This is a genomic window from Nocardioides exalbidus, from assembly GCF_900105585.1.
GTDB classification, from domain to species: Bacteria; Actinomycetota; Actinomycetes; order Propionibacteriales; family Nocardioidaceae; genus Nocardioides; species Nocardioides exalbidus.
On the sequence record NZ_FNRT01000002.1, the window covers coordinates 2,455,064 to 2,476,006 of the forward strand.

Sequence of the window (20,943 nt, forward strand, 5' to 3'; positions counted from 1 at the left end):
GCTGGACCGGCGCCGGTGAGCTAGCGGGATCCGTCGTGGCAGGCCGCTGCGTCCATCGTGCGCGGGCAGCCGGAGAAGTCGGACCCGATGACCAGCCCGGCGACGAGGGTCGACACGAGCGCGAGCCCGAGGGTCGCAAGACCGAGCACCCCGCTGCGGCGGGAGGCGGCGTACACCCCGAGCGGCAGCGCGGCGACCAGTCCGGCGACGAGGAGCAGGACGCGCGTCGTGCCGGGATCCGTGGAGACGCCGAAGCCGCCACCCGAGCAGCCGGAGACACCGCACATCACGAAGCCCGCAGCGAGGGTCGGGACGATCGCCAGCACGAGCCCGAGGGCCACGAGGAGCGCGACGACGCGGGGTGAGCCCATGTCGCCACCCTGCCACGGCGTCTAGGTTGCTGGCATGGCCCGGGCTCTGCACCACCTCGACCTGTGGGTCGACGACGTCGCGACCGCGGAGGGGGAGTGGGGGAACCTGGAGAACGGCGAGGGCTTCGAGGTCGAGGTCGTCGTGGAGGACTGATCGGCGCGGGACCTCCGGAGGGGTGGTCGCGCGGAAAGCCGGGTGAGGTCTAGGTTGCGGGGTGGCCCCACACAAGTCCCTCGGGAGGTGACATGTCGTCCGACACCCTGATCAACGCGTCCTGGCTGGACTACCTGCTGGTGGCGATCTACTTCGGCTTCGTCCTCGGCATCGGCGTGATGGCGAGACGACAGGTCTCCGACTCGATCGACTTCTTCCTCTCCGGGCGCTCGCTCCCGGCGTGGGTCACCGGCCTGGCGTTCATCTCGGCCAACCTCGGCGCGGTCGAGATCATGGGGATGTCGGCCAACGGCGCCGAGATCGGCATGCCGACGGTCCAATACTTCTGGGTCGGTGCGGTGCCGGCGATGCTGTTCCTCGGCGTCGTGATGATGCCGTTCTACTACGGCTCGAAGGTCCGCTCCGTCCCCGAGTTCATGTTCCGGCGCTTCGGCACCGGCGCCCACCTGGTCAACGCGATCAGCTTCGCCGTGGCCCAGCTGCTCATCGCGGGCGTCAACCTCGCCCTGCTCGCCGGCATCGTCCACGCGCTGCTCGGCTGGCCGATCTGGATCGCCCTCGTCGTCGCCGGGGCCATCGTGCTGTCCTACATCACCTTCGGTGGACTGAGCGCGGCGATCTACAACGAGGTGCTCCAGTTCTTCGTCATCGTCGCCTCGCTGCTGCCGCTGACCCTCATCGGCCTGCACCGCGTCGGCGGCTGGGACGGCCTCACCGACAAGATCACCGCGGCCGCGAGCAGCGCACCCGCGGACGCCGGGGTCGCCCCGGCGAGCCAGCAGCTGGAGTCCTGGCCCGGCCAGGCGCTCTCGGGCTTCGACTCGCCGCTGCTGTCGGTGATCGGCATCGTGTTCGGCCTCGGCTTCGTGCTGTCCTTCGGCTACTGGACGACCAACTTCGTCGAGGTCCAGCGCGCGATGGCCTCCGACTCGATCTCGGCCGCCCGCAAGACGCCGATCATCGGTGCCTTCCCGAAGATGTTCATCCCGTTCATCGTGATCATCCCCGGCATGGTGTCGGCCGTCCTGGTCACCGAGATGATCGACCTGAAGAACGGCGGCTCGCCGGCGGGTGGTGCCTCCGGCGACGGCGTGGCCTACAACGACGCGCTCCTCCTGCTGATGCGCGACGTGCTGCCCAACGGCCTGCTCGGGCTGGCGATCGCCGGGCTGCTCGCCGCCTTCATGGCCGGCATGGCGGCCAACATCTCGGCGTTCAACACGGTCTTCTCCTACGACCTGTGGCAGCGCTACATCCGCAAGAACCACAGCGACGACTACTACCTCCGCATCGGCCGCCTCGCGACGGTCGCGGCGACCGTGATCGCGATCTTCACCGCCCAGATCGCCATGGGCTACGACAACGTCATGAACTACCTGCAGACGTTGTTCGGGTTCTTCAACGCCCCGCTCTTCGCGACGTTCATCCTCGGCATGTTCTGGAAGCGGATGACCCCGACCGCCGGCTGGGTCGGTCTCGTCGCCGGCACCCTGTCGGCCATCGCGGTCGACCGGCTCGCGGCCGCCGGCGTGATCGACCTGCCCGGCCAGGGCGCGGCGTTCCTCGCCGCGTCGACGGCGTTCGTCGTCGACATCGTGCTGAGCATCGTCGTCTCCCTCGTGACCAAGCCGAAGCCTGCCTCCGAGCTCAAGGGCCTCGTCTACTCCGAGACTCCCCGCGAGGACCGCACCGACCCGAACGAGGCGGCGATGCCGTGGTACCGGCGTACGGTCCCACTGGCGGGCATCGCACTCGTGATGGTCATCATCCTCAACGTCGCCTTCTGAGAGAGGGGCAGCAGCCATGTCCGACGACACCACCGGCACCACCGACGCCCCCGTCCCGGGGGAGAGCCACAAGGCGGGCGCGTTCGACGTCCGCAACATCATCGGCGCGCTCATGGGCGTCTACGGCGTGATCCTCGCGCTGGCCGGGCTGTTCGGCGACCAGGAGCTCGACAAGACGGGCGGGGTCAACGCCAACCTGTGGACCGGCCTGGCCCTGATCGTCGTCTCGGTCTTCTTCATCGGCTGGGCGCGCCTCAAGCCCATCGTCGTGCCTGCCGAGGTGCACCGTCCCGACGACGACCCGACGCGCCCCGCCCCGCAGCGCAAGCGGCCGCCGGTCCACTGATCGCCCCGGTGGTCTCGACCACTCGGTAACGAACCGGCAACAGCGCTCCGTGGGGTCTGGACGTGACCGTCATCACTACATATGTTGTGCCGAACAACATATGTACGGCGGTCCGGCGCTGAGCCACGACCGACCGTGCGATCAGAAATCGCTAGGAGGCGGTTCGCGTGAAGCGGAAGCACAGTTTGGTTCTCGTCCCTCTGCTGGGTGCCGCCATGGCGCTGACCGCCTGTGGCAGTGACTCCGACAGCGGATCGGACGGCGGGTCGGACGCCGGCAGCGGTGGCGGCGACGCGACCGGCAAGATCGGCGTCATCCTCCCCGACACCGAGTCCTCGGTGCGCTGGGAGAGCGCGGACCGCCCGGCCCTCGAGGCCGCCTTCAAGGAGGCCGGGGTCGACTACGAGATCCAGAACGCCGAGGGCGACGCCGAGAAGATGACCACCATCGCCGACAGCATGATCGGCAGCGGCGTCACGGTCCTCGCGATCGTCAACCTCGACTCCGAGTCGGGCGCGGCCATCCAAGAGAAGGCCGCGTCGCAGGGCGTGGCGACCATCGACTACGACCGGCTGACGCTGGGTGGGTCGGCGGAGTACTACGTCTCCTTCGACAACACCAAGGTCGGCGAGCTGCAGGGCCAGGGCCTGGCGGACTGCCTCGGCGACAAGGACGCCAACATCGTCTACCTCAACGGTTCGCCCACCGACAACAACGCCACGCTCTTCGCCGAGGGCGCGCACAGCGTGCTCGACGACATGAGCAACTACACGGTCGTCGGTGAGCAGGCCGTGCCGGACTGGGACAACGAGCAGGCCGCCACGATCTTCCAGCAGCTCTACACCGCTGCCGACGGCAAGGTCGACGGCGTGCTCGCGGCCAACGACGGCCTCGGCGGCGCGGCGATCAGCATCCTCGAGGGTGCCGGCCAGGCCGGCAAGGTCCCGGTCACCGGCCAGGACGCCACCGTCGAGGGCCTGCAGAACGTGCTCGCCGGCACCCAGTGCATGACGGTCTACAAGTCCGCCACGCAGGAGGCCGGTGCGCTGGCCGACGTCGCGATCGCGCTCGCCAAGGGCGAGGACGCCGAGACCACCGGCACCACGGTCGACTCCTCCGACGACAGCGAGGTCCCCTCGATCCTGCTCGACCCGCAGTCCATCACCAAGGACAACGTGGGTGACGTGATCGACGACGGTGGCCAGAAGGCTGCCGACGTGTGCACGGGCAAGTTCGCCGACCTCTGCAAGGAAGCCGGCATCTCCTGACCTCCGACCTCGGTCGGCTGGTCGCCTGACACCAGTGCGACGCCCGGGCCGGGTCCCGGCCCGGGCGTCGCCCATGTCCTCCCGCACAACAAATTCTTCGCGATCGGAAGTGGATCCATGGTTCAGCCCCTGCTCGAGCTCCGAGGAGTCAACAAGAGCTTCGGTGTCGTGCACGTCCTGCACGACGTTGACTTCGCCGTCTACCCCGGGCAGGTCACGGCCCTGGTCGGCGACAACGGCGCCGGCAAGTCGACGCTGGTGAAGATCATCGCCGGCATCTACGGCCGCGACAGCGGCGAGTACCACTTCGACGGCAAGCCGGTCGAGGTCCACGGACCGCGCGACGTGGCGGCCCTCGGCGTCGAGGTCGTCTACCAGGACCTCGCGCTCTGCGACAACCTCGACATCGTCGAGAACATGTTCCTCGGCCGCGAGGAGACCACCCGCTTCGGCCTCGACGAGGTCACCATGGAGACGCGCGCCCGCGAGACGCTCGCCTCGCTCTCGGTGCGCACCGTGAAGTCGGTGCGCCAGAGCGTGGCCAGCCTGTCCGGCGGTCAGCGCCAGACCGTCGCCATCGCCAAGGCGGTCCTCTGGAACTCCAAGGTCGTGCTCCTCGACGAGCCGACCGCCGCCCTCGGCGTCGCGCAGACGCGCCAGGTCCTCGACCTCGTGCGCCGCCTCGCCGACCGCGGGCTCGGCGTGGTGCTGATCTCGCACAACATGGGCGACGTGCTCGAGGTCGCCGACCGGATCACCGCCCTCTACCTCGGCCGGGTGGCCGCCGACGTGCCCGCGAAGGACGTCACCCACGGCCAGATCGTCGAGCTCATCACCGCCGGACGCTCAGGGGACCTCGGGATCTCCGAGAGCACCGCGAACGCGACCGTCTGAGAAGGACCGGAGACCCCACCATGACTGCTTCCACCGACACCGCGTCCGCCCCGGCGGCGGGCGGCTTCGACAACGACAACCGCCAGGTCAACGGCCTCGGCGATGCCGCGCGCGACTACGTCAACCGCCTGCGCGGCGGCGACATGGGCTCGCTGCCCGCGATCCTCGGGCTGGTCGTCCTCGTCATCATCTTCGCCTCGCTCAACGACCGCTTCCTCACGACCTACAACCTGGCCAACCTGGTCGTGCAGGCCAGCTCGATCATGGTGCTCGCGATGGGCATCGTGTTCGTGCTGCTGCTGGGCGAGATCGACCTCTCCGCGGGCGTCGCGGGCGGCGCGTGCGCCACGATCACCGCCCTCATGCTCATCGACCACGACTGGAACTGGCTGCTCGCCACGCTCGCGGGCGTCGCGTTCGGTGCGGTGATCGGCCTGGTCATCGGCGCGCTCGTCTCGTTGCTCGGCATCCCGTCGTTCGTGGTGACCCTGGCGTTCCTCCTCGGCCTCCAGGCCGTCCCGCTGAAGCTCATCGGCTCGGGCGGCTCGCTCCGGTTCGACGACCCGGTGCTGCGCGGCCTGTCGATCAAGAACGTGCCGGCGAACGCCGGGTGGATCGCCGCGATCGTCATCGTCCTCGGCTTCGCCGCCCTCTCGCTCTACCGCTACCGGTCGCTGGCGGCGAAGGGCCTCGTGCACCCCCCGATCGCGCTCGTCGTGATCCGCATCGCGGTGCTCGGCGTCATCGTGCTGGGCGTCACCGCCCTGCTCAACGCCAATCGCTCGCCCAACCCGATCTTCGACATCAGCGGCATCCCGTGGGCCGCCCCGGTGGTCATCGCGCTGCTGCTCTTCTGGACCTACGTGCTGACCAAGACCCGCTTCGGTCGCCACCTCTACGCCGTCGGCGGCAACGCCGAGGCGGCCCGCCGCGCCGGCATCAACGTGCGCCGCGTGCGGATCTCCGCCTTCGTCATCTGCTCCTCGATGGCGGCGCTCGCCGGCCTGCTGTCCGCCTCCTACACCGGCAAGGTCTCGCCGGGCTCGGGCGGGAACAACGTCCTGCTCTACGCCGTCGCGGCCGCCGTCATCGGTGGCACCAGCCTCTTCGGTGGCAGGGGCCGGGCGATCGACGCCGTCATCGGCGGCCTGGTGATCGCGACCATCTCCAACGGTCTCGGCCTGCTCAACCAGGCGGCCTACATCAACTTCGTGGTCACCGGTGGCGTCCTGCTGCTGGCCGCGAGCGTCGATGCGATCTCGCGTCGTCGCCGTTCCTCGGCCGGCGTCTAGGTCATCACCATGAGCCCGCAGCAGCGGCGCTCGGGCCTCGGCACCAACCAGGAGGCCATCCGACGTCACAACCTCGGCACGGTGCTGCGGCACGTCCACGGTGCCGGCCAGACGTCACGAGCAGAGCTGACCAGCCTCATGGGGCTCAACAGGAGCACGATCGCGGGGCTGGTCAGCGAGCTGGAGTCGCTGGGCATCACCGAGCACGCCACGCCGCTCGAGGGATCGCGTCAGGGCGCGGGACGGCCGTCGGCCCGGGTGCGGATCGCCCGGGAAGGGCCGTACGTCATCGCGGTCGACCTGGGGGTCGACCGCGCCGTCGTGGCCCGCGTCGGACTCGGCGGACACGTGATCCAGCGCGCGCACGCCCCCGTGCTGCGCGACGGTGAGGCCTGGCAGGTGGGGGCCGCGGTCGCGGCGCTCATCCGCACGGTGGTCGAGGACGCGCCCAGCGCAGCGCCACTGGTGGGCATCGGGATCAGCGTCCCCGGACTGGTGCGCCGCAGCGACGGCCTGATCCGACTCGCCCCCAACCTCGAGTGGCACGACGTCTCCTTCGGCGGCATCGTGCTGGCGGCGCTCGGGCTCGACGTGCCGGTCTCGCTGGCCAACGACGCCGACCTGGGCGCACTGGCCGAGCACACCCGCGGGGCCGGGGTCGCCGTCGACGAGCTCATCTACGTCTCCGGCAACGTCGGCGTCGGCGCGGGCGTCATCTCGGGCGGACACCGCCTCGAGGGCGTCGGCGGCTACGCGGGCGAGGTCGGGCACCTGCGCTTCAACCCGGACGGACGGCCGTGCCACTGCGGCAACCTCGGGTGCTGGGAGACGGAGGTCGGGGCCTACGCGATCGCCGAGGCGATCCAGTGCCCGCCCGACAAGGTCGCTCAGCTCGACGAGGTCCTGGACGAGTTCGACCGGCCGTCGACGGCGCTCCGCGCGACCGGCACGGCGCTGGGCCAGGGGCTGGCGAGCATCGTCAACATGTTCAACCCGCAGGTCGTCGTGCTGGGTGGCTACTTCCGCTCGCTCTACCGCCTGGTGGGTGCTGACGTGGACGCGGGCCTGGCCGACCGGGCGCTGCCCGCGCCGCTGGAGTCGGTGCGCCTCGAGCTCCCTGGCCTCGGCTCCGACTCGCCCCTCCACGGTGCGGCCGAGATCGCGCTGGAGCCGCTCTTCGTGGACCCCGTCGCCGCTCTCGGCACGGCACTCGTCGACGTGCGCGCCCGGCTGGCCGGCTGAGGCTCCACGCGCTGAGCGGGGTCAGGCAGACAGCTCGAGCGCGCCGGTGAACACCGGGTCGAAGGAGCGCTCGGCGGCTCCGAGCGCCGCCGCCTCGATGCCCAGCGTGCTCGGGCGCAGGTCGGGTCGCACCTGCACCAGGGAGGGCAGGCGGTCGTCGAGGGTGCGTCGGGCCGGATCGAGCACGAAGTCGCCGAGCGGGGCGAAGTAGCCGCCCAGCACGACCACCTCCGGATCGAGGACGTTGCTGAGCATCGCCAGTCCGAGGCCCACGTCACGACCGACTCGCGCCAGCCCGGCCCTGACCGTGGCATCCGTGCGGGCACGCGCCGCCACGGCCTCGGCCGTCTGCAGTGGCGTGTCGAGCTCGGACATGCCGACCGCCGCGAGCATCGCGTGCAGCCCGATCGAGGCCTCCCAGCACCCCCGGCGACCACAGCCGCACTCGGCCGTCGAGTCACCCACGGGCATGTGGCCGACCTCGCCGGCGAAGCCGGCAGCCCCCCGCATCACCTCGCCGTCCTGCACGATGCCGGCTCCGATGCCGACCGTGCCCGTGAGGTAGAGGGAGTGGGCTACGCCGACGGCGGCGCCGTGGTGGGACTCGGCGTACGCCGCGCAGTTGGCGTCGTTGCTGACCTCGATGCGGCGACCGGGGACGAGCGTCCCCAGCAGGTCGGACACCTCGGGCCAGGCGACGTGCAGGTTCGGTGCCCATGCCACGGTCGCGTCGTCGTCGCGCACCAGCCCGGGCACCGCGAGCGTGGCACCCACCAGCCGGGTGCCGGCACCGAGGTGGTCGGACAGGGTGGAGCAAGCCAGGTCGTGGAGGTCCGCGACCTGGCCGCCGGGCCGGCTCGAGCTCGAGACGATGTCGCCGGTGAGGTCGAGGGCGACGGCCGAGACGTAGTCGACGTTGAGCTCGAGGCCCAGCGTCAGGAATCGCCGGCCGCGCAGGACGACCGGTCGTCCCGGTCGACCGCGCACCCCCGGTCGTGAGCCCTCCTCGGTCACCGCGCCCGCCTCCTCGAGGTCGGCGACGATGACGCCCACGGTGGCCTTGGCCAGTCCGGTGTGCCGCGCGAGCTCGACGCGAGTGGAGGGACCGAGGCGGCGCAGCGCGCGGAGCACGGCTCCGGTGTTGCTGCGCCGCAACCGCTCGGTCCCGGCGGTCGAGCGCTGCTGCACGGTCAGCGCACGCCGTACAGGTGCTCGAGGGCGAGCTGGTCGAGGTGCTCGGTGGCCGCACCGATCGTGGCGAGCGCCTCGGGGTCGGGCAGCTGCCACTCGAGCAGCTGCTTCCAGTCCTCGCCCTCGGCCAGGGTGGTCTGGGCGAGCTCGGGCAGGCGGGCGGCGGCGAGCGCCTCCTGCACCTCGGGGTCGGCGCGGAACGCCCGGACCTTCTCGCGCAGGATGAGGTAGTTGCGCATGTTGGCAGCCGCACTGACCCATACGCCGTCCTCGTCCTCGATGCGCGAGGGCTTGTAGTCGAAGTGCACGGGGCCGTCGTAGCCACCGGCGAGCAGCACGTCGACGATCCAGAAGGCGCCACGCACGTTGCCGGCACCGAAGCGCAGGTCCTGGTCGTACTTCGGGCCGTTCTGGCCGTTGAGGTCGATGTGGTAGAGCTTGCCCTGCCACAGCGCCTGGGCGTAGCCGGCCGCCGCGTTCATGCCGGCCATCTCCTCGTGGCCGATCTCCGGGTTCACGCCGACCATCTCGGGACGCTCGAGCTGGTTGATGAAGGCCAGCGCGTGGCCGATCGTCGGGAGCAGGATGTCGCCGCGGGGCTCGTTGGGCTTCGGCTCGATGGCGAAGCGGATGTCGTAGCCCTGCTCCGTGACGTAGTCGCCGAGCAGGTCGAAGGCCTCCTTCATGCGGTCGAGCGCCACCGCGGTGTCCTGCGAGGCGCCGTACTCGGCTCCCTCGCGACCACCCCAGGCGACGTAGACCTTGGCCCCCAGCTCGGCGGCCAGGTCGACGTTGCGCATCACCTTGCGCAGTGCGAAGCGACGGATGTCGCGATTGTTGTTGGTGAAGCCGCCAGCCTTGAAGACGGGGTGGCTGAAGAGGTTGGTGGTCGCGGTCGTGACGACCAGGCCGGTGTCGTCGAGGCCCTGCTTGAAGCGGGCGATGATCTTGTCGCGCGTGGCGTCGTCGCTGCCGAAGGGGATGACGTCGTCGTCGTGGAAGTTCACGCCGTAGGCGCCGAGCCCGGCCAGCTTCTCCAGCGCGTGGACGGTGTCCATCGGCGGGCGCGTGGCGCCGCCGAAGGGGTCGACCCCCTGCCAGCCGACGGTCCAGAGGCCGAAGGAGAACTTGTCCTCGGGGGTGGGGGTGGGGACGTCGATGCTCATGTGTGGTGCCTTCCGGTGCTCAGGTGGGACGGACTGGTCGGGGTGGGGGAGGAGGTCAGCGGGCCGGGGTCCACGCGACCGTGCGGTCACGCAGCTGTGCGTAGACCTCGCGGACCGCGGGCGTCGGGTCGGCCTCGAGCACGGTGGTCTCGGTGGCCGGCCAGGTCGGTGGTGCCGGGGTACCCGCCAGCGCCCACGCCGCCTGGCGGGCGGCGCCGAGGGCGACGTACTCACCGGGCGGGGGCAGGACGACGGGGCAATCGAGGATGGCGGGTGCCATGGCCTGCAGCGCGGGGCTTCGCGTCGCCCCGCCGACCATCAGGACCCGCTGCGGCTCCTGGCCGGTGGCCGCGACCAGCTGGTCGACGGCGTCGGCGAGCGAGCAGAGGAGTGCCTCGAAGGCAGCGCGAGCGAGCTCGGCCCGCGTGGTGCGGGGCGACAGGCCCGTCCACGTGCCGGCCGCGCCCGGCCGGTTGGGGCTGCGCTCGCCGCCGTAGTAGGGCAGGAGCACGACACCACCCGCTCCGGGTGCGGCCTCCAGCGCGAGGTCGGACAGCTGGTCGTGGTCGACCCCGAGCCACGCCGCCTGGAGGTCGAGGATCCCGGCCGCGTTGATCGTGGTCACCATCGGCAGGAAGCCGCCCGAGGCGTCGGCGAAGCCCGTCACGACGCCCGTGCCGTCGGCGACGGCCGTCGTGCTGATCGCCGAGGCGACCCCCGAGGTGCCGACGGAGACGAGCACGTCGCCCGGCTGGAGGGCCATGCCGAGGGCTGCGCCCATGTTGTCGCCCGTGCCACCGGCCAGGACGGCGCCGCCACGGGTCTTGCCCGCGGCGGTGCCGGGAGCGACGAGGCGCGGGAGGGCGACCTCGTGGCCCAGGGCCAGGGCGGCGAGGTCGGGTCGCCAGGCGTCGTCGCGCGTGGAGAAGTAACCGGTTCCGGACGCGTCGCCGCGGTCGGTGAAGGCCTCGGTGCCCGCAGCGGCGAGGTGGTGCGACACGTGGTCGTGCGGGAGGCGCACGGCGTGCACGCGGTCCGCCCGCTCGGGCTCGTGGTCGCGCAGCCAGCGCAGCTTGGCCGAGGTGAAGGACGCCACGAGCACGCTGCCGACGGCATCGGCACAGGCCTGCGGGCCGCCCATCTCGGCGACGAGGTCGTCGGCGGCGGCGGCGGACCGGGTGTCGTTCCACAGGAGTGCGTCACGCACCGGGACGCCGTCCTCGTCGAGCGCGACCATGCCGTGCTGCTGGCCTGCCACCGCCACGGCCTCGGCGCGCTCGAGCAGCCCGTCGGTCGCCGTGTCGACCGCGGCGAGCCAGGCCGCCGGGTCCACCTCGGTGCCGGCCGGGTGGGGCGCGGTCTGCTGGGCCACGACCCGGCCGTCCTCCGCGTCCACCAGCAGCGCCTTGGTCGACTGGGTGGAGGAGTCGATGCCGAGGATGAGAGTCACGTCACTATTAAGTACGAGACTCAAACTAATGTCAAGCGGTGTCGGCGGGGCAGCGTGACGCGCCCGTCGGCGGGCTGTGAGACTGGGCGGCATGGAACACAGGACCCTGGGCAGGACCGGCCGTCAGGTCTCGGTCGTCGGACTCGGCACGTGGCAGCTCGGAGCCGACTGGGGCGACGTCAGCGAGGCCGACGCACGCGAGGTGCTGGAGGCCTCGGCCGAGGCGGGTGTCACCTTCTACGACACCGCCGACGTCTACGGCGACGGGCGCAGCGAGCGCATCGTGGGGGAGTTCCTCGCGGCGCACGCCGACGACGGCTTCACCGTCGCCACCAAGACGGGACGTCGCGGCGAGCAGGTGCCGGCCACCTACGTCGGGGACAACCTCCGGCCGTGGCTCGACCGCTCGCGACGCAACCTCGGTGTCGAGCGGCTCGACCTGGTGCAGCTGCACTGCCCGCCGAGCGAGGTCGTCGAGGACGACGCGACCTACGACCTGCTCGACCGGCTGGTGGAGGAGGGGGTGATCGCCGCCTACGGGCTCAGCGTGGAGACGGTCGACCAGGCGCTCGCCGCGATCGCCCGGCCCCACGTCGCCAGCGTGCAGATCATCCTCAACGCCTTCCGGATGAAGCCCCTCGAGGCGGTGCTCCCGGCCGCGCACGCCGCCGGCGTGGGCATCATCGCGCGGGTGCCGCTCGCCTCCGGGCTGCTCAGCGGGAAGTACGGCCCCGACACCCGCTTCGCCCCGGACGACCACCGGACCTACAACCGCGACGGCAGCGCGTTCGACGTCGGGGAGACCTTCTCCGGCGTCGACTACGACACCGGTGTCGCGGCCGCCGGTGAGTTCCGTGAGCTGGTCGAGGCGAGCGGACTCGGGAACGTGACGCCGGCCCAGGCCGCGATCGCGTGGGCCTGGCAGCAGCCCGGCGTCTCGACGGTGATCCCGGGGGCGCGCAACACCTCGCAGGCACGGTCCAACGCGGCTGCCGGCGAGGTCGCCGAGCTGCCGGCCGCGTTCCTCGACGGTGTCCGTGACCTCTACGACCGCCGGGTCCGGGCGCAGGTCCATGACCGCTGGTGACCCCGTCGGCCGGTCGTTCGGCCGGCTCCCCGACGGACGCGACGTGCGGGTGGTCACGATCGGCCGGGCGCCGGGGCCGGTGGTCGAGGTCCTCACGCTGGGGGCGACGGTGCACCGGCTCGAGGTCACCGGCCGCGACGGCGTACGACGCAACGTCGTGCTGGGCCTCGCCGACGTGGACCAGAGGCTCGCGAGCAGCTCCTACATCGGTGGCACGATCGGTCGCTACGCCAACCGGATCGCCGCCGGGTCGTTCACGCTGGACGGCCGCGAGGTGCAGGTCCTCACGCACGAGCGCGGCAACAGCCTCCACGGCGGTCCGGACGGCTTCGACGTCCGGCTCTGGGAGGTGGTCGAGCAGGGTCCGGACGAGGTGGTGCTGACCCTGACCAGCCCCGACGGCGACCAGGGGTTCCCCGGCGCGGTGACCGCGCGCGTCGACTACCGCGTCGTCGGCGACACGGTCGCCGTCACCATGGAGGCGACCACCGACGCGACCACGGTCGTCAACCTGACCAACCACGCCTACTTCAACCTCGCCGGTGAGGGCGCCGGCACGATCGAGGACCACCTGCTCAGGGTCGAGGCCGACGAGTTCACGCCGATCGGTGCGACGGGCATCCCGCTGGGCGCCCACGCCCCGGTGGCGGGGACCGCCCTCGACCTCCGGGAGGCCGGCGAGATCGGCACGGCCCTCTCCTCCCGGCACCCGCAGGTGCTCCTCGTCGGAGGGATCGACCACAACTTCGTGGTGCGCGGGTCCGGTCTCCGACGCGCCGCCGTGCTGACCTCACCCGACGCCGCCACCGTCCTCGACCTGTGGAGCGACCAGCCCGGCCTGCAGGTCTACACGGGCAACGCCCTCGACGGGACCCACCACTCCGCCGCCGGAGCCCGGCACCACAGCCGCGGGGGAGTGGCGCTCGAGCCCCAGCTGTTCCCGGACTCGCCGAACCGACCGGAGTGGCCCTCGGCGACGCTGCGGCCCGGCGAGACCTATCGCTCGAGCATCGAGTGGCGCTTCCGCACGTCCGACGGCGCCACCGGGTAGCCCGGCACCGCGGCGGGCGAAGGTCCCTCCGATAGCCTCGTCGCGATGTTGCGCGCCCGACTCCTGACCCTCGTGCTCGTCGCCCTCGCACCCCTGCTGTCAGGGTGCACCGGCGGCGAGCCCACGGTGGCCCTCCTCGTCGCCGACGGCTCCGACCCCTCGTCCCGTGCGGTCGACGTCGAGCTCTTCACCCAGCGCGTCGAGGCGACGTGCGACCAGTGCCGCGTGGTGACCTACGACGCCGAGGGCGACGCCGCGACGCAGAAGAGCCAGGCCCGCCAGGCCGAGGCCACCTCGGCCGACGTCATCGTCGTGGTGCCGGTCGACCCCGACGACCTCGCGACCCTCACCGGTCGCGACGTCCCGGTGGTCGCGCTCGGGACCATGGTGCCCGGCTCCGACCGGTTCGTCGGCCTCGCCGGAGGCACCCTCCCGGACGTGTCCGGCTCCGACCTCGACACGGCCCGCGACCTCGTCCTCGGTGAGGAGGACACGATGACCTACGTCCCGACCGGCCCGATGAGCGAGCAGTCGGCCGACGTCGCGGTCGGGCTGCTCGCGGACACCCCGGTCGACGGTGGCGAGGAGGTCGACGGCGTCACCTCGTGGCTGTTCGAGGACCAGGAGCTCACCGTCGACTCGCTGACCTCCGTCCTCGTCGCGCAGGGCGTGCTCACCCTCGACGACCTGTGCAGCGGCGACACCGCGAAGGCGTGTGCGAGGCTGGGGCTGAAATGATCGAGATCCTCACTCCCGCCCAGGTGGACAAGGCCCGCCGCACCGGCGCCCTGGTCGGCACCATCCTCCAGACGCTCAAGGACCGCAGCACGGTCGGCACCAACCTGCTCGAGCTCGACCAGTGGACCGCGGACATGATCCGCGACGCCGGCGCCGAGTCATGCTACGTCGACTACGCGCCGTCCTTCGGCCGCGGTCCCTTCGGCCACTACGTCTGCACCGCGGTCAACGACGCGGTCCTCCACGGCCGCCCCCGGGACCAGGTGCTCAGGGACGGCGACCTGCTCACCCTCGACCTCGCGGTCCGGCTCGACGGCATCGCCGCCGACTCCGCGATCAGCTTCGTGGTGGGGGAGAGCCGGCCTGCGGGCAGCGTCGAGCTGATCGAGGTCACCCAGACCGCCCTGGCCGCGGCCATCGACGCGGCCGGGCCGGGCCGGCGCATCGGCGACATCTCCCACGCCATCGGCTCGGTGATGAGCGGTGCCGGCTACCCGATCAACATGCAGTTCGGCGGGCACGGCATCGGCTCGACGATGCACCAGGACCCGCACGTCTCCAACGACGGCCGCGCCGGCCGGGGCTACCAGCTCCGCCCCGGCCTGCTGCTCGCGCTCGAGCCGTGGGTCATGGCCGACACCGACGAGCTCGTCACCGACGAGGACGGGTGGACCCTGCGCAGCGCCACGGGGTGCCTGACCGCCCACAGCGAGCACACCGTCGCGATCACCGAGGACGGCGTGGAGGTCCTGACCCTGCCCGCCTGAGGCAGGTCAGTGCACGGTCTCCATCGGAGCCTCGACCTCCGCCTCGGTCAGCGGCACGTCGGCGCTGTCGAGCTTGCTCGGCCACCAGATCTTGCCGCCCAGGTCGAGGTTCAGCGCGGTCACCAGCACCGAGCGCACGACGATCGTGTCGAGCATGACGCCCAGGGCGACGGCGACGCCGAGCTCGGCGAGGAACACCAGCGGCAGCGACCCGAGGACCAGGAACGTCGCCGCCAGCACGATGCCGGCCGAGGTGATCACGCCGCCGGTCGAGGCCAGCGCGATCAGCGAGCCCCGGCGGGTGCCGTAGGTCGCGGTCTCCTCGCGGACCCGGGTCATCAGGAAGATGTTGTAGTCGATGCCGAGGGCCACCAGGAACACGAAGGCGAACAGCGGGAAGCCCGGGTCGGACCCGGCGAAACCGAAGACGTACTCGAAGAGCAGGGCCGAGATGCCCAGGGCGGCGCCGAACGACAGCACCACGGTGGCCATCAGGATCAGTGGCGCGACCACGGCCCGCAGCAGGCCGATGAGGATGAGCAGCACCACCGCGAGCACCAGCGGCATGATCACCCGGCTGTCGCGGTCGGAGGCGATCTTGGTGTCGACGTAGAACGCCGACCCGCCGCCCACGAGCGCATCGGCACCGTCGACCGCGTGTGCCGCGTCGCGCGAGGCCTCCACGATGCCGGTCGCGGCGGGGGAGGACACGTCGGCGTCGATGGTCGCCTCGAACCAGGACCGGCCGTCGGCGAGCGGCTGCACCTCGCCCGGGGAGCTCAGGCCCTCGATGCCCTCCAGCGCCGAGACCACGTCGGCCGCGGCGTCGGTGTCGGTGACGACCTGCAGGGTGTTGGAGTTGTCGGAGAGGTCGTGCTCGGTGAGCAGCTTCTGCCCCTTGATGGAGTCGAACTCCTTCGTGTAGCTCTCCTCGGTCGAGAGGCCCGACGTGTCGAGCCGGAACAGGCCCAGGCAGGCGAGCAGGAGCAGGCCGGTCGTCGCCAGCCACACCCGGCGCGGGCGGTGGCTGATCGACCGGCCGACCTTCGCCCAGAGCCCGGTGGAGGTCGGCTCGACGCTCCGGAAGGTGGGGCGCTTGGGCCAGAAGACCCAGCGACCGCAGATCACGAGCAGGGCGGGGAGCAGCGTGATCATCACGAGCATCGTGACGGTGACGCCGATCGCGGCCACCGGGCCGAGGCCGGCGGTCGAGTTGAGCTCGGCGAACGACAGGCACAGCATGCCGACGGCGACGGTCGCGGCGCTGGCGAAGATCGCGGGCGCGGCGCGGTGGAGCGCGAAGGCCATCGCCTCGTGGCGGTCCTCGTGGCGGCGCAGCTCCTCGCGATACCTGGCGACGAGCAGCAGGGCGTAGTCGGTGCCGGCGCCGATGACCAGGATGCTGAGGATCGCCTGGCTCTGGCCGTTGACGGTGAGGTCGGCGTACTTCGCGAGCAGGTAGACCAGCCCGGTCGCGATCAGGTTGGCGACCACGGCGCACAGGATCGGGAGCAACCACAGGATCGGGCTGCGGTAGGTGAACAGCAGGATCACGATCACGACGCCGAGCGTCGCGAAGATCAGGTTGGTGTCGATGCCCTCGAAGGCCTCGGCGGAGTCAGCAGCCTGCCCCCCGTAGCCCGCGAGGTGCACCTCGCCGCCGTCGATCTTCGCGATGTCGCGGATCTCGTCGGCCGCCGCGGGGATGGCGTTCCAGCCGTCGGCGCCGAAGTTGAGCACGAAGTAGAGGTAGGCGACCTGGCCGTCGTCGGAGACGAGCGTCGGGACGGGTGCTCCCTGGGCGGCGGCCGCCTCGGCCGCTGCCGGCGTGAGCACGCCCTGGTCGGTGACGCCCTCCAGGTCGGCGATCTCGGCACCGTCGTCCTCCATCGCCGCGAGGTCGGCGTCGGTGAGGCCGCCGTCGCGGTGGTAGACCACCAGTGTCGGGATGTCGTTGGGGTCGACCGAGGCGGAGAGCTCCTCGAGCACCTTCGTCGACTCGGCCGACCCGGGCAGCCACGACGACGCCTCGTTGTTCTGGACGTCGGCCAGCTTGGCCGAGAAGACGCCCATGAACCCGGTGATGACGACGACCGCCACCAGCACGAGCCACTTGGTGACGCGCCCGGTCAGGGATCCCGCGATCTGTCGGTGCATGTCGTCCAGTGGAGCAGCCGGCACGGACACCGTGCATCGGTGATTCCCCCGAGGTCTAGACCGGGGCCGCCCCGGCTACCGCGTCTGGAGCTGGAACGGCGACCGCACGTCGGTCCCGGTGCGCGGGGCGACGGCGTACTCCATCGAACCGTCGACGCCGAGCCGCACGACCGCCCACTGGCCCTGCCCGCCACGGCCCCTCTGGAAGGTCACCACGAGCACGTGCGCGGCGTCCTCCCAGACCTGCTCGAAGTACGTCGCCGAGCGGGCGTTGCCGGTGAACGAGTGCACCACGGCGCCGTCCTTCGTCGCCAGGACGTCGAGCTCCAGCGGGCCGAAGCCGTCCGCGTAGGCCGGGGTCCCGATGACGTGTCGGTTGTCGGTGGAGATGCCGGAGAGCTGGTTGTCGCAGGTGCGCCAGCGCACCTTCCAGCTGCGCAGCATCACGCTGCACGAGCCCATGTCGGAGAGCGAGGTGATGCCGCCGAGCCAGCGGTCGCGGCCCGTCGTGGTCGTCTGCACCTTCGGCGCCGTGTCGACGATGCCGTGCGAGGAGGTGAACCAGCTGCCGGAGCGGCCCGCGGCGGTGCCGTTGACGTAGATCGTGCAGCCGTTGCCCTCGTCGCCCTCCTTGCAGCTCTCGCCGACGAGCGCGACGGCCCGCCCCTTCCCCGGGACCGGGACCGGGACCGGGTTGAAGCGCAGGACCCGGTCGCCCTCGTCGTCGATCGACCAGACCTTGCCGCCGCGGCCGGAGAACGCCACCGCACGGCCCTCGGCGGAGACGGCGAGGCCGTAGCCGGTCTTCCACGTGCGGCGTCCCGGGGTGCCGTCGGAGCCGACGAAGTAGGTCGTCGGTGGCCGGCTGCCGGCGGTCTGGATCACGTAGCCCGAGCCCATAGGCGCGAGCTCGCTGATGCTGTTGGGGACCGGTGTGGTGGTGCCACCCACTCCGTGGACCACGGTCCGCCCGGATCGACGCTCGGCCCACGCGATGGCCGGCGGTGCGCCCTGCTCGAGGTGGCGCACGTCGAGCACCGTGCTGGACGCCCGGTCGTCCGAGGCAGCGGTCGCGGCGCCCGAGGCCGCCGGGACCAGGCCCGCCGCGAGGGCGAGCATCGTGGCGCAGATCAGGGAGGTCTTCATGACAGGGAGACGCCTCTCGCAGGGTGATTGTTGCCGGGGAACGCCGGCGGGACGTCGCTGCCCTCGTCGGCGAGCACGTCGCGCAGCCGCTCGGGACGGTTCGTGATGAGCCCGTCGACCCCGATCCGCACGAAGTGGCGCATGGTGGGCTCGTCGTCGACGACGTAGGGGATCACGCGCATGCCCGCCGCGTGCGCCTCGTCGACGAGCGCCTGCGTCGTGAAGGGGGTGTACGCCGGGTCGTCGACGCCGCTGGCGTAGGGCGAGCCGTGGACGGGCGAGATCGCCGTGAACCCCTGCGCCGCGGCCGTGCGGACGAAGTCGGGGTCGACGACGAGCCCGTCGAACCACGGTGACGGCCCCTCGGCGGCGGGCCGGAGGTAGCGGGGCGAGACGAGCAGGTTGCGCTCCAGCGCCGGCTCCGCGGCGTGGACGAGCCCCAGCACGCCCCAGTCGAAGCACTGGATGCTGGTGCGCCCGACCATGCGGTCGATCCGCAGCGCGGCGACGACCTTCTCGACGAACTCCTCGCGCGTCGTGAGCTGCGCGGCGTCGAGGGCGTCGTACTTGATCTCGAGGTTGACCCGCACCGGGTCGGCGCCGCGCTCGCGGAGGAGTGCGGCGACCTGGCGCAGGAGCGGCATCGTCGGCGGCAGGTCGCCGCGGGTGAGCTCGCGGATCCGGTGCGCGTCGGCCAGACCGCCGCGGACGGTCGGGTCGTGCGAGACGACGACGTCGTCCTGCGCGGTGAGGTGGACGTCGAGCTCGAGGGTGCTGACGCCCAGCGCGAGGGCGCGACCGAACGCCTCGAGCGTGTTCTCGGGCCAGAGGCCCGCTCCGCCGCGGTGCGCCTGGAGGTCGAAGGGTCGGTCGGGGCTCACCCGTACAGTCTGTCGACCACGTCGGCGTACTTCGTGCGCACGACGCGCCGCTTCAGCTTGAGCGTCGGGGTGAGCTCCTCGGACTCGGCGGTCCACTCGTCGGCCAGCAGCTCCCACGCCTTGACCTGCTCGGGTCGCGAGAGCCGCTCGTTGGCAGCGTCGACGGCCGCCTGCACCATCGCGCGGATCGGCTCCTTCGTGGAGAGGTCGGCGAGGTCGAGGTAGTCCACCCCGCGCTCCAGGCCCATCCGGGCTGCCACCAGCGGGGCGATCTCGCCGTCGAGGGTGAGGATCGCGACGACGTAGGCGCGGTCGTCGCCGAGTGCCATCGCGTGGCCGATGAGCGGCGACTCCTTGAGGTAGTTCTCGATGTTGGAGGGCGCGATGTTCTTGCCCGCCGAGGTGATGATCAGCTCCTTCTTGCGGTCGACCACGGAGTAGAAGCCGTCGTCGTCGACGGTGCCGATGTCACCGGTGTGGATCCACCCGTCGGCGTCGATGAGGTTGCGGGTGGCCGACTCCTGCCGGTGGTAGCCGGGCGTGTTGACCGGGCCGCGGGTGACGATCTCGCCGTCCTCGGCGAGGCGGACCTCGATGCCGGGGTTGGGCACGCCGACGGTGCCGAGCTTGAAGTGGTCGGGGCCGTTGGAGGTGAAGGCTCCGGTCGTCTCGGTCATGCCGTAGACGTCGTAGACCCTCAGGCCGAGGCCGCCCATGAACTTCGCGACCTCCAGCGGCATCGGTGCCGCGGCGCTCGCCGCCCACGTCACCTGGTCGAGGCCGAGCAGCAGCCGCAGGAAGCCGAGGATCGCCTCGTCGGCCTTCGCGTAGGCCTCCTCGACCTCGGGCGTCATCGTGGCGCCGTACTGCTGCGCCTCCGTCCAGGCCAGGCCCGCCGCCATGGCGTTGCGGACCATCTCCTGGTTGGCCGGGTCGGGGTCCTCGGCGAGCTTGGCGGAGATGCCGGTCTTGATCTTCTCCCAGACGCGCGGGACGCCGAAGAACGCGGTCGGGTGGACCTCGCCGAGCGCGCCCAGGAGTCCGGCCGGGTCGGGGATCGCGTGGACGTGGCTGCCGAGGAAGGGAGGGGAGTACGTCGCCAGGACGCGCTCGGCGATGTGCGCGAGGGGGAGGTAGCTGATCGAGCGCTGCGGGCCGACCAGGCCGGCGTTGTCGAGGGTGGAGACGGCCTCGAACATCACGTTGTGGTGGGTGAGCACGACGCCCTTGGGGTTGCCGGTCGTGCCGGAGGTGTAGAGGTAGGTCGCCGGGAGGTCGGGGGTGATCCGCTCCATCCGTGCCTCGACGCCGCTGGTGTCGCCACCGCGGGCCAGGAGGCCGTCCCACGTCATCGCGCGGGGGTCGTCGACCCGGTCCACGTCGGCCAGCATCACGACGTGGCGGATCGAGTCGACCTCCGCGAGCGCGCGCTCCCAGCGCTGGTAGCGGTCGTGGTCCTCGAGCACGACGACGACGGGACGTGACTCGGAGGCGATGAAGGCGACCTGCTCCTGGGCCAGGGTGTTGTAGATGGACATCGGGATCGCGGCCGCGGCCATCGCGCCGTAGTCGGCCAGCGTGTGCGCCGTCCGGTTGGCGGCCATGATCGCGACCGGGTCACCCCGCTCGACGCCGAGGTCGATCAGCGCGGCCGCCACCCGCTGGGTCAGCTCCCACGTCTCGGCCCACGTGATCGTCGACCACGTCTCGCCCTCGGGCACGTCGAAGCGGTCGGAGAAGGCCGGGCTGTCGCCGTGCTTGTCGGCCGCCGCGCGCACCTGCGCCGGCATGTGCAGCCCGAGGATGCGCGCCTCGTACTGCTCGCGGACGGCCGCGACATCCGGGTGGATCTCCGTCGAGCTCTCAGTGGTCATGGCCGACTCCTCGATGTGGCGGGGGTCACATCATGGCGCCACATCGCACGGACGGCTAGC

General features: G+C 71.5%; 18 protein-coding genes. 10 read left to right on the plus strand and 8 right to left on the minus strand.

Translation table 11 applies throughout. The annotated features are described in order from the left end of the window. Positions 1-20 precede the first annotated feature (20 nt). Complete coding sequence (locus tag BLV76_RS12095) at positions 21-371, minus strand: hypothetical protein (RefSeq protein ID WP_090969356.1); 351 nt, start codon at positions 369-371, stop codon at positions 21-23. Between the two features lie 246 nt (positions 372-617). Between BLV76_RS12095 and BLV76_RS12100 the strand changes: the two genes are divergently transcribed. From BLV76_RS12100 to BLV76_RS12125, 6 genes are all read left to right on the plus strand, one after another. Then, positions 618-2,333: a sodium:solute symporter family protein gene (locus BLV76_RS12100; RefSeq protein WP_090969357.1), complete on the plus strand. Its 1,716-nt coding sequence runs from the start codon at positions 618-620 to the stop codon at positions 2,331-2,333. Between the two features lie 16 nt (positions 2,334-2,349). Next, positions 2,350-2,679: a hypothetical protein gene (locus BLV76_RS12105; RefSeq protein ID WP_090969358.1), complete on the plus strand. Its 330-nt coding sequence runs from the start codon at positions 2,350-2,352 to the stop codon at positions 2,677-2,679. 215 nt (positions 2,680-2,894) lie between these two features. After that, entirely contained in the window at positions 2,895-3,947 is a 1,053-nt protein-coding gene (locus BLV76_RS12110; RefSeq protein WP_217630327.1) for a sugar ABC transporter substrate-binding protein, read from the plus strand. A gap of 117 nt (positions 3,948-4,064) precedes the next feature. Further along, positions 4,065-4,841, plus strand: coding sequence for an ATP-binding cassette domain-containing protein (locus BLV76_RS12115; RefSeq protein ID WP_090969360.1), 777 nt, complete (start codon positions 4,065-4,067; stop codon positions 4,839-4,841). Positions 4,842-4,861: 20 nt separating this feature from the next. After that, on the plus strand, positions 4,862-6,133 hold the full coding sequence (locus BLV76_RS12120) for a sugar ABC transporter permease (RefSeq protein ID WP_090969361.1): 1,272 nt from the start codon (positions 4,862-4,864) through the stop codon (positions 6,131-6,133). Positions 6,134-6,142: 9 nt separating this feature from the next. Next, positions 6,143-7,375, plus strand: a complete 1,233-nt coding sequence (locus tag BLV76_RS12125) for an ROK family protein (RefSeq protein WP_090969362.1) — start codon at positions 6,143-6,145, stop codon at positions 7,373-7,375. A gap of 21 nt (positions 7,376-7,396) precedes the next feature. On the opposite strand, the gene BLV76_RS12130 is transcribed toward BLV76_RS12125, so the two are convergent. The 3 genes from BLV76_RS12130 to xylB are packed head-to-tail and all read right to left on the minus strand — an operon-like array spanning position 7,397 to position 11,182. Continuing rightward, positions 7,397-8,563 carry an ROK family transcriptional regulator gene (locus BLV76_RS12130; RefSeq protein ID WP_175539650.1) on the minus strand — a complete coding sequence of 389 codons (1,167 nt, stop codon included), beginning with the start codon at positions 8,561-8,563 and terminating at the stop codon, positions 7,397-7,399. Positions 8,564-8,565: 2 nt separating this feature from the next. Then, complete coding sequence (gene xylA / locus BLV76_RS12135; protein WP_090972635.1) at positions 8,566-9,732, minus strand: xylose isomerase; 1,167 nt, start codon at positions 9,730-9,732, stop codon at positions 8,566-8,568. A gap of 55 nt (positions 9,733-9,787) precedes the next feature. Next, positions 9,788-11,182, minus strand: a complete 1,395-nt coding sequence (gene xylB / locus BLV76_RS12140) for a xylulokinase (protein ID WP_090969364.1) — start codon at positions 11,180-11,182, stop codon at positions 9,788-9,790. A gap of 91 nt (positions 11,183-11,273) precedes the next feature. On the opposite strand from xylB, the gene BLV76_RS12145 reads away from it, so the two are divergent. From BLV76_RS12145 to map, 4 genes are read left to right on the plus strand one after another with little or no spacing between them, the layout of a single operon-like run. After that, complete coding sequence (locus BLV76_RS12145) at positions 11,274-12,269, plus strand: aldo/keto reductase (RefSeq protein WP_090969365.1); 996 nt, start codon at positions 11,274-11,276, stop codon at positions 12,267-12,269. After that, positions 12,256-13,320, plus strand: coding sequence for an aldose epimerase family protein (locus BLV76_RS12150; RefSeq protein ID WP_090969366.1), 1,065 nt, complete (start codon positions 12,256-12,258; stop codon positions 13,318-13,320). Before BLV76_RS12145 ends, BLV76_RS12150 begins: the two co-directional genes overlap by 14 nt. Positions 13,321-13,365: 45 nt before the next feature. Next, on the plus strand, positions 13,366-14,058 hold the full coding sequence (locus BLV76_RS22550) for a type 1 periplasmic-binding domain-containing protein (RefSeq protein ID WP_090969367.1): 693 nt from the start codon (positions 13,366-13,368) through the stop codon (positions 14,056-14,058). After that, complete coding sequence (gene map, locus BLV76_RS12160; protein WP_090969368.1) at positions 14,055-14,825, plus strand: type I methionyl aminopeptidase; 771 nt, start codon at positions 14,055-14,057, stop codon at positions 14,823-14,825. The genes BLV76_RS22550 and map overlap by 4 nt, the downstream gene beginning before the upstream one ends. Positions 14,826-14,831: 6 nt before the next feature. Here the strand turns inward: map and BLV76_RS12165 are convergent, their stop codons facing one another. From BLV76_RS12165 to BLV76_RS12180, 4 genes are all read right to left on the minus strand, one after another. Beyond that, on the minus strand, positions 14,832-16,982 hold the full coding sequence (locus BLV76_RS12165) for an MMPL family transporter (protein ID WP_090969369.1): 2,151 nt from the start codon (positions 16,980-16,982) through the stop codon (positions 14,832-14,834). A gap of 75 nt (positions 16,983-17,057) precedes the next feature. Continuing rightward, a complete protein-coding gene (locus tag BLV76_RS12170) occupies positions 17,058-18,128 on the minus strand; it encodes a hypothetical protein (protein WP_090969370.1) in 1,071 nt (356 codons plus the stop codon). After that, a complete protein-coding gene (locus tag BLV76_RS12175) occupies positions 18,125-19,009 on the minus strand; it encodes a glycerophosphodiester phosphodiesterase family protein (protein ID WP_175539651.1) in 885 nt (294 codons plus the stop codon). The genes BLV76_RS12170 and BLV76_RS12175 overlap by 4 nt, the downstream gene beginning before the upstream one ends. Then, on the minus strand, positions 19,006-20,883 hold the full coding sequence (locus BLV76_RS12180; RefSeq protein ID WP_175539652.1) for an AMP-dependent synthetase/ligase: 1,878 nt from the start codon (positions 20,881-20,883) through the stop codon (positions 19,006-19,008). Before BLV76_RS12180 ends, BLV76_RS12175 begins: the two co-directional genes overlap by 4 nt. Positions 20,884-20,943: the final 60 nt, after the last annotated feature.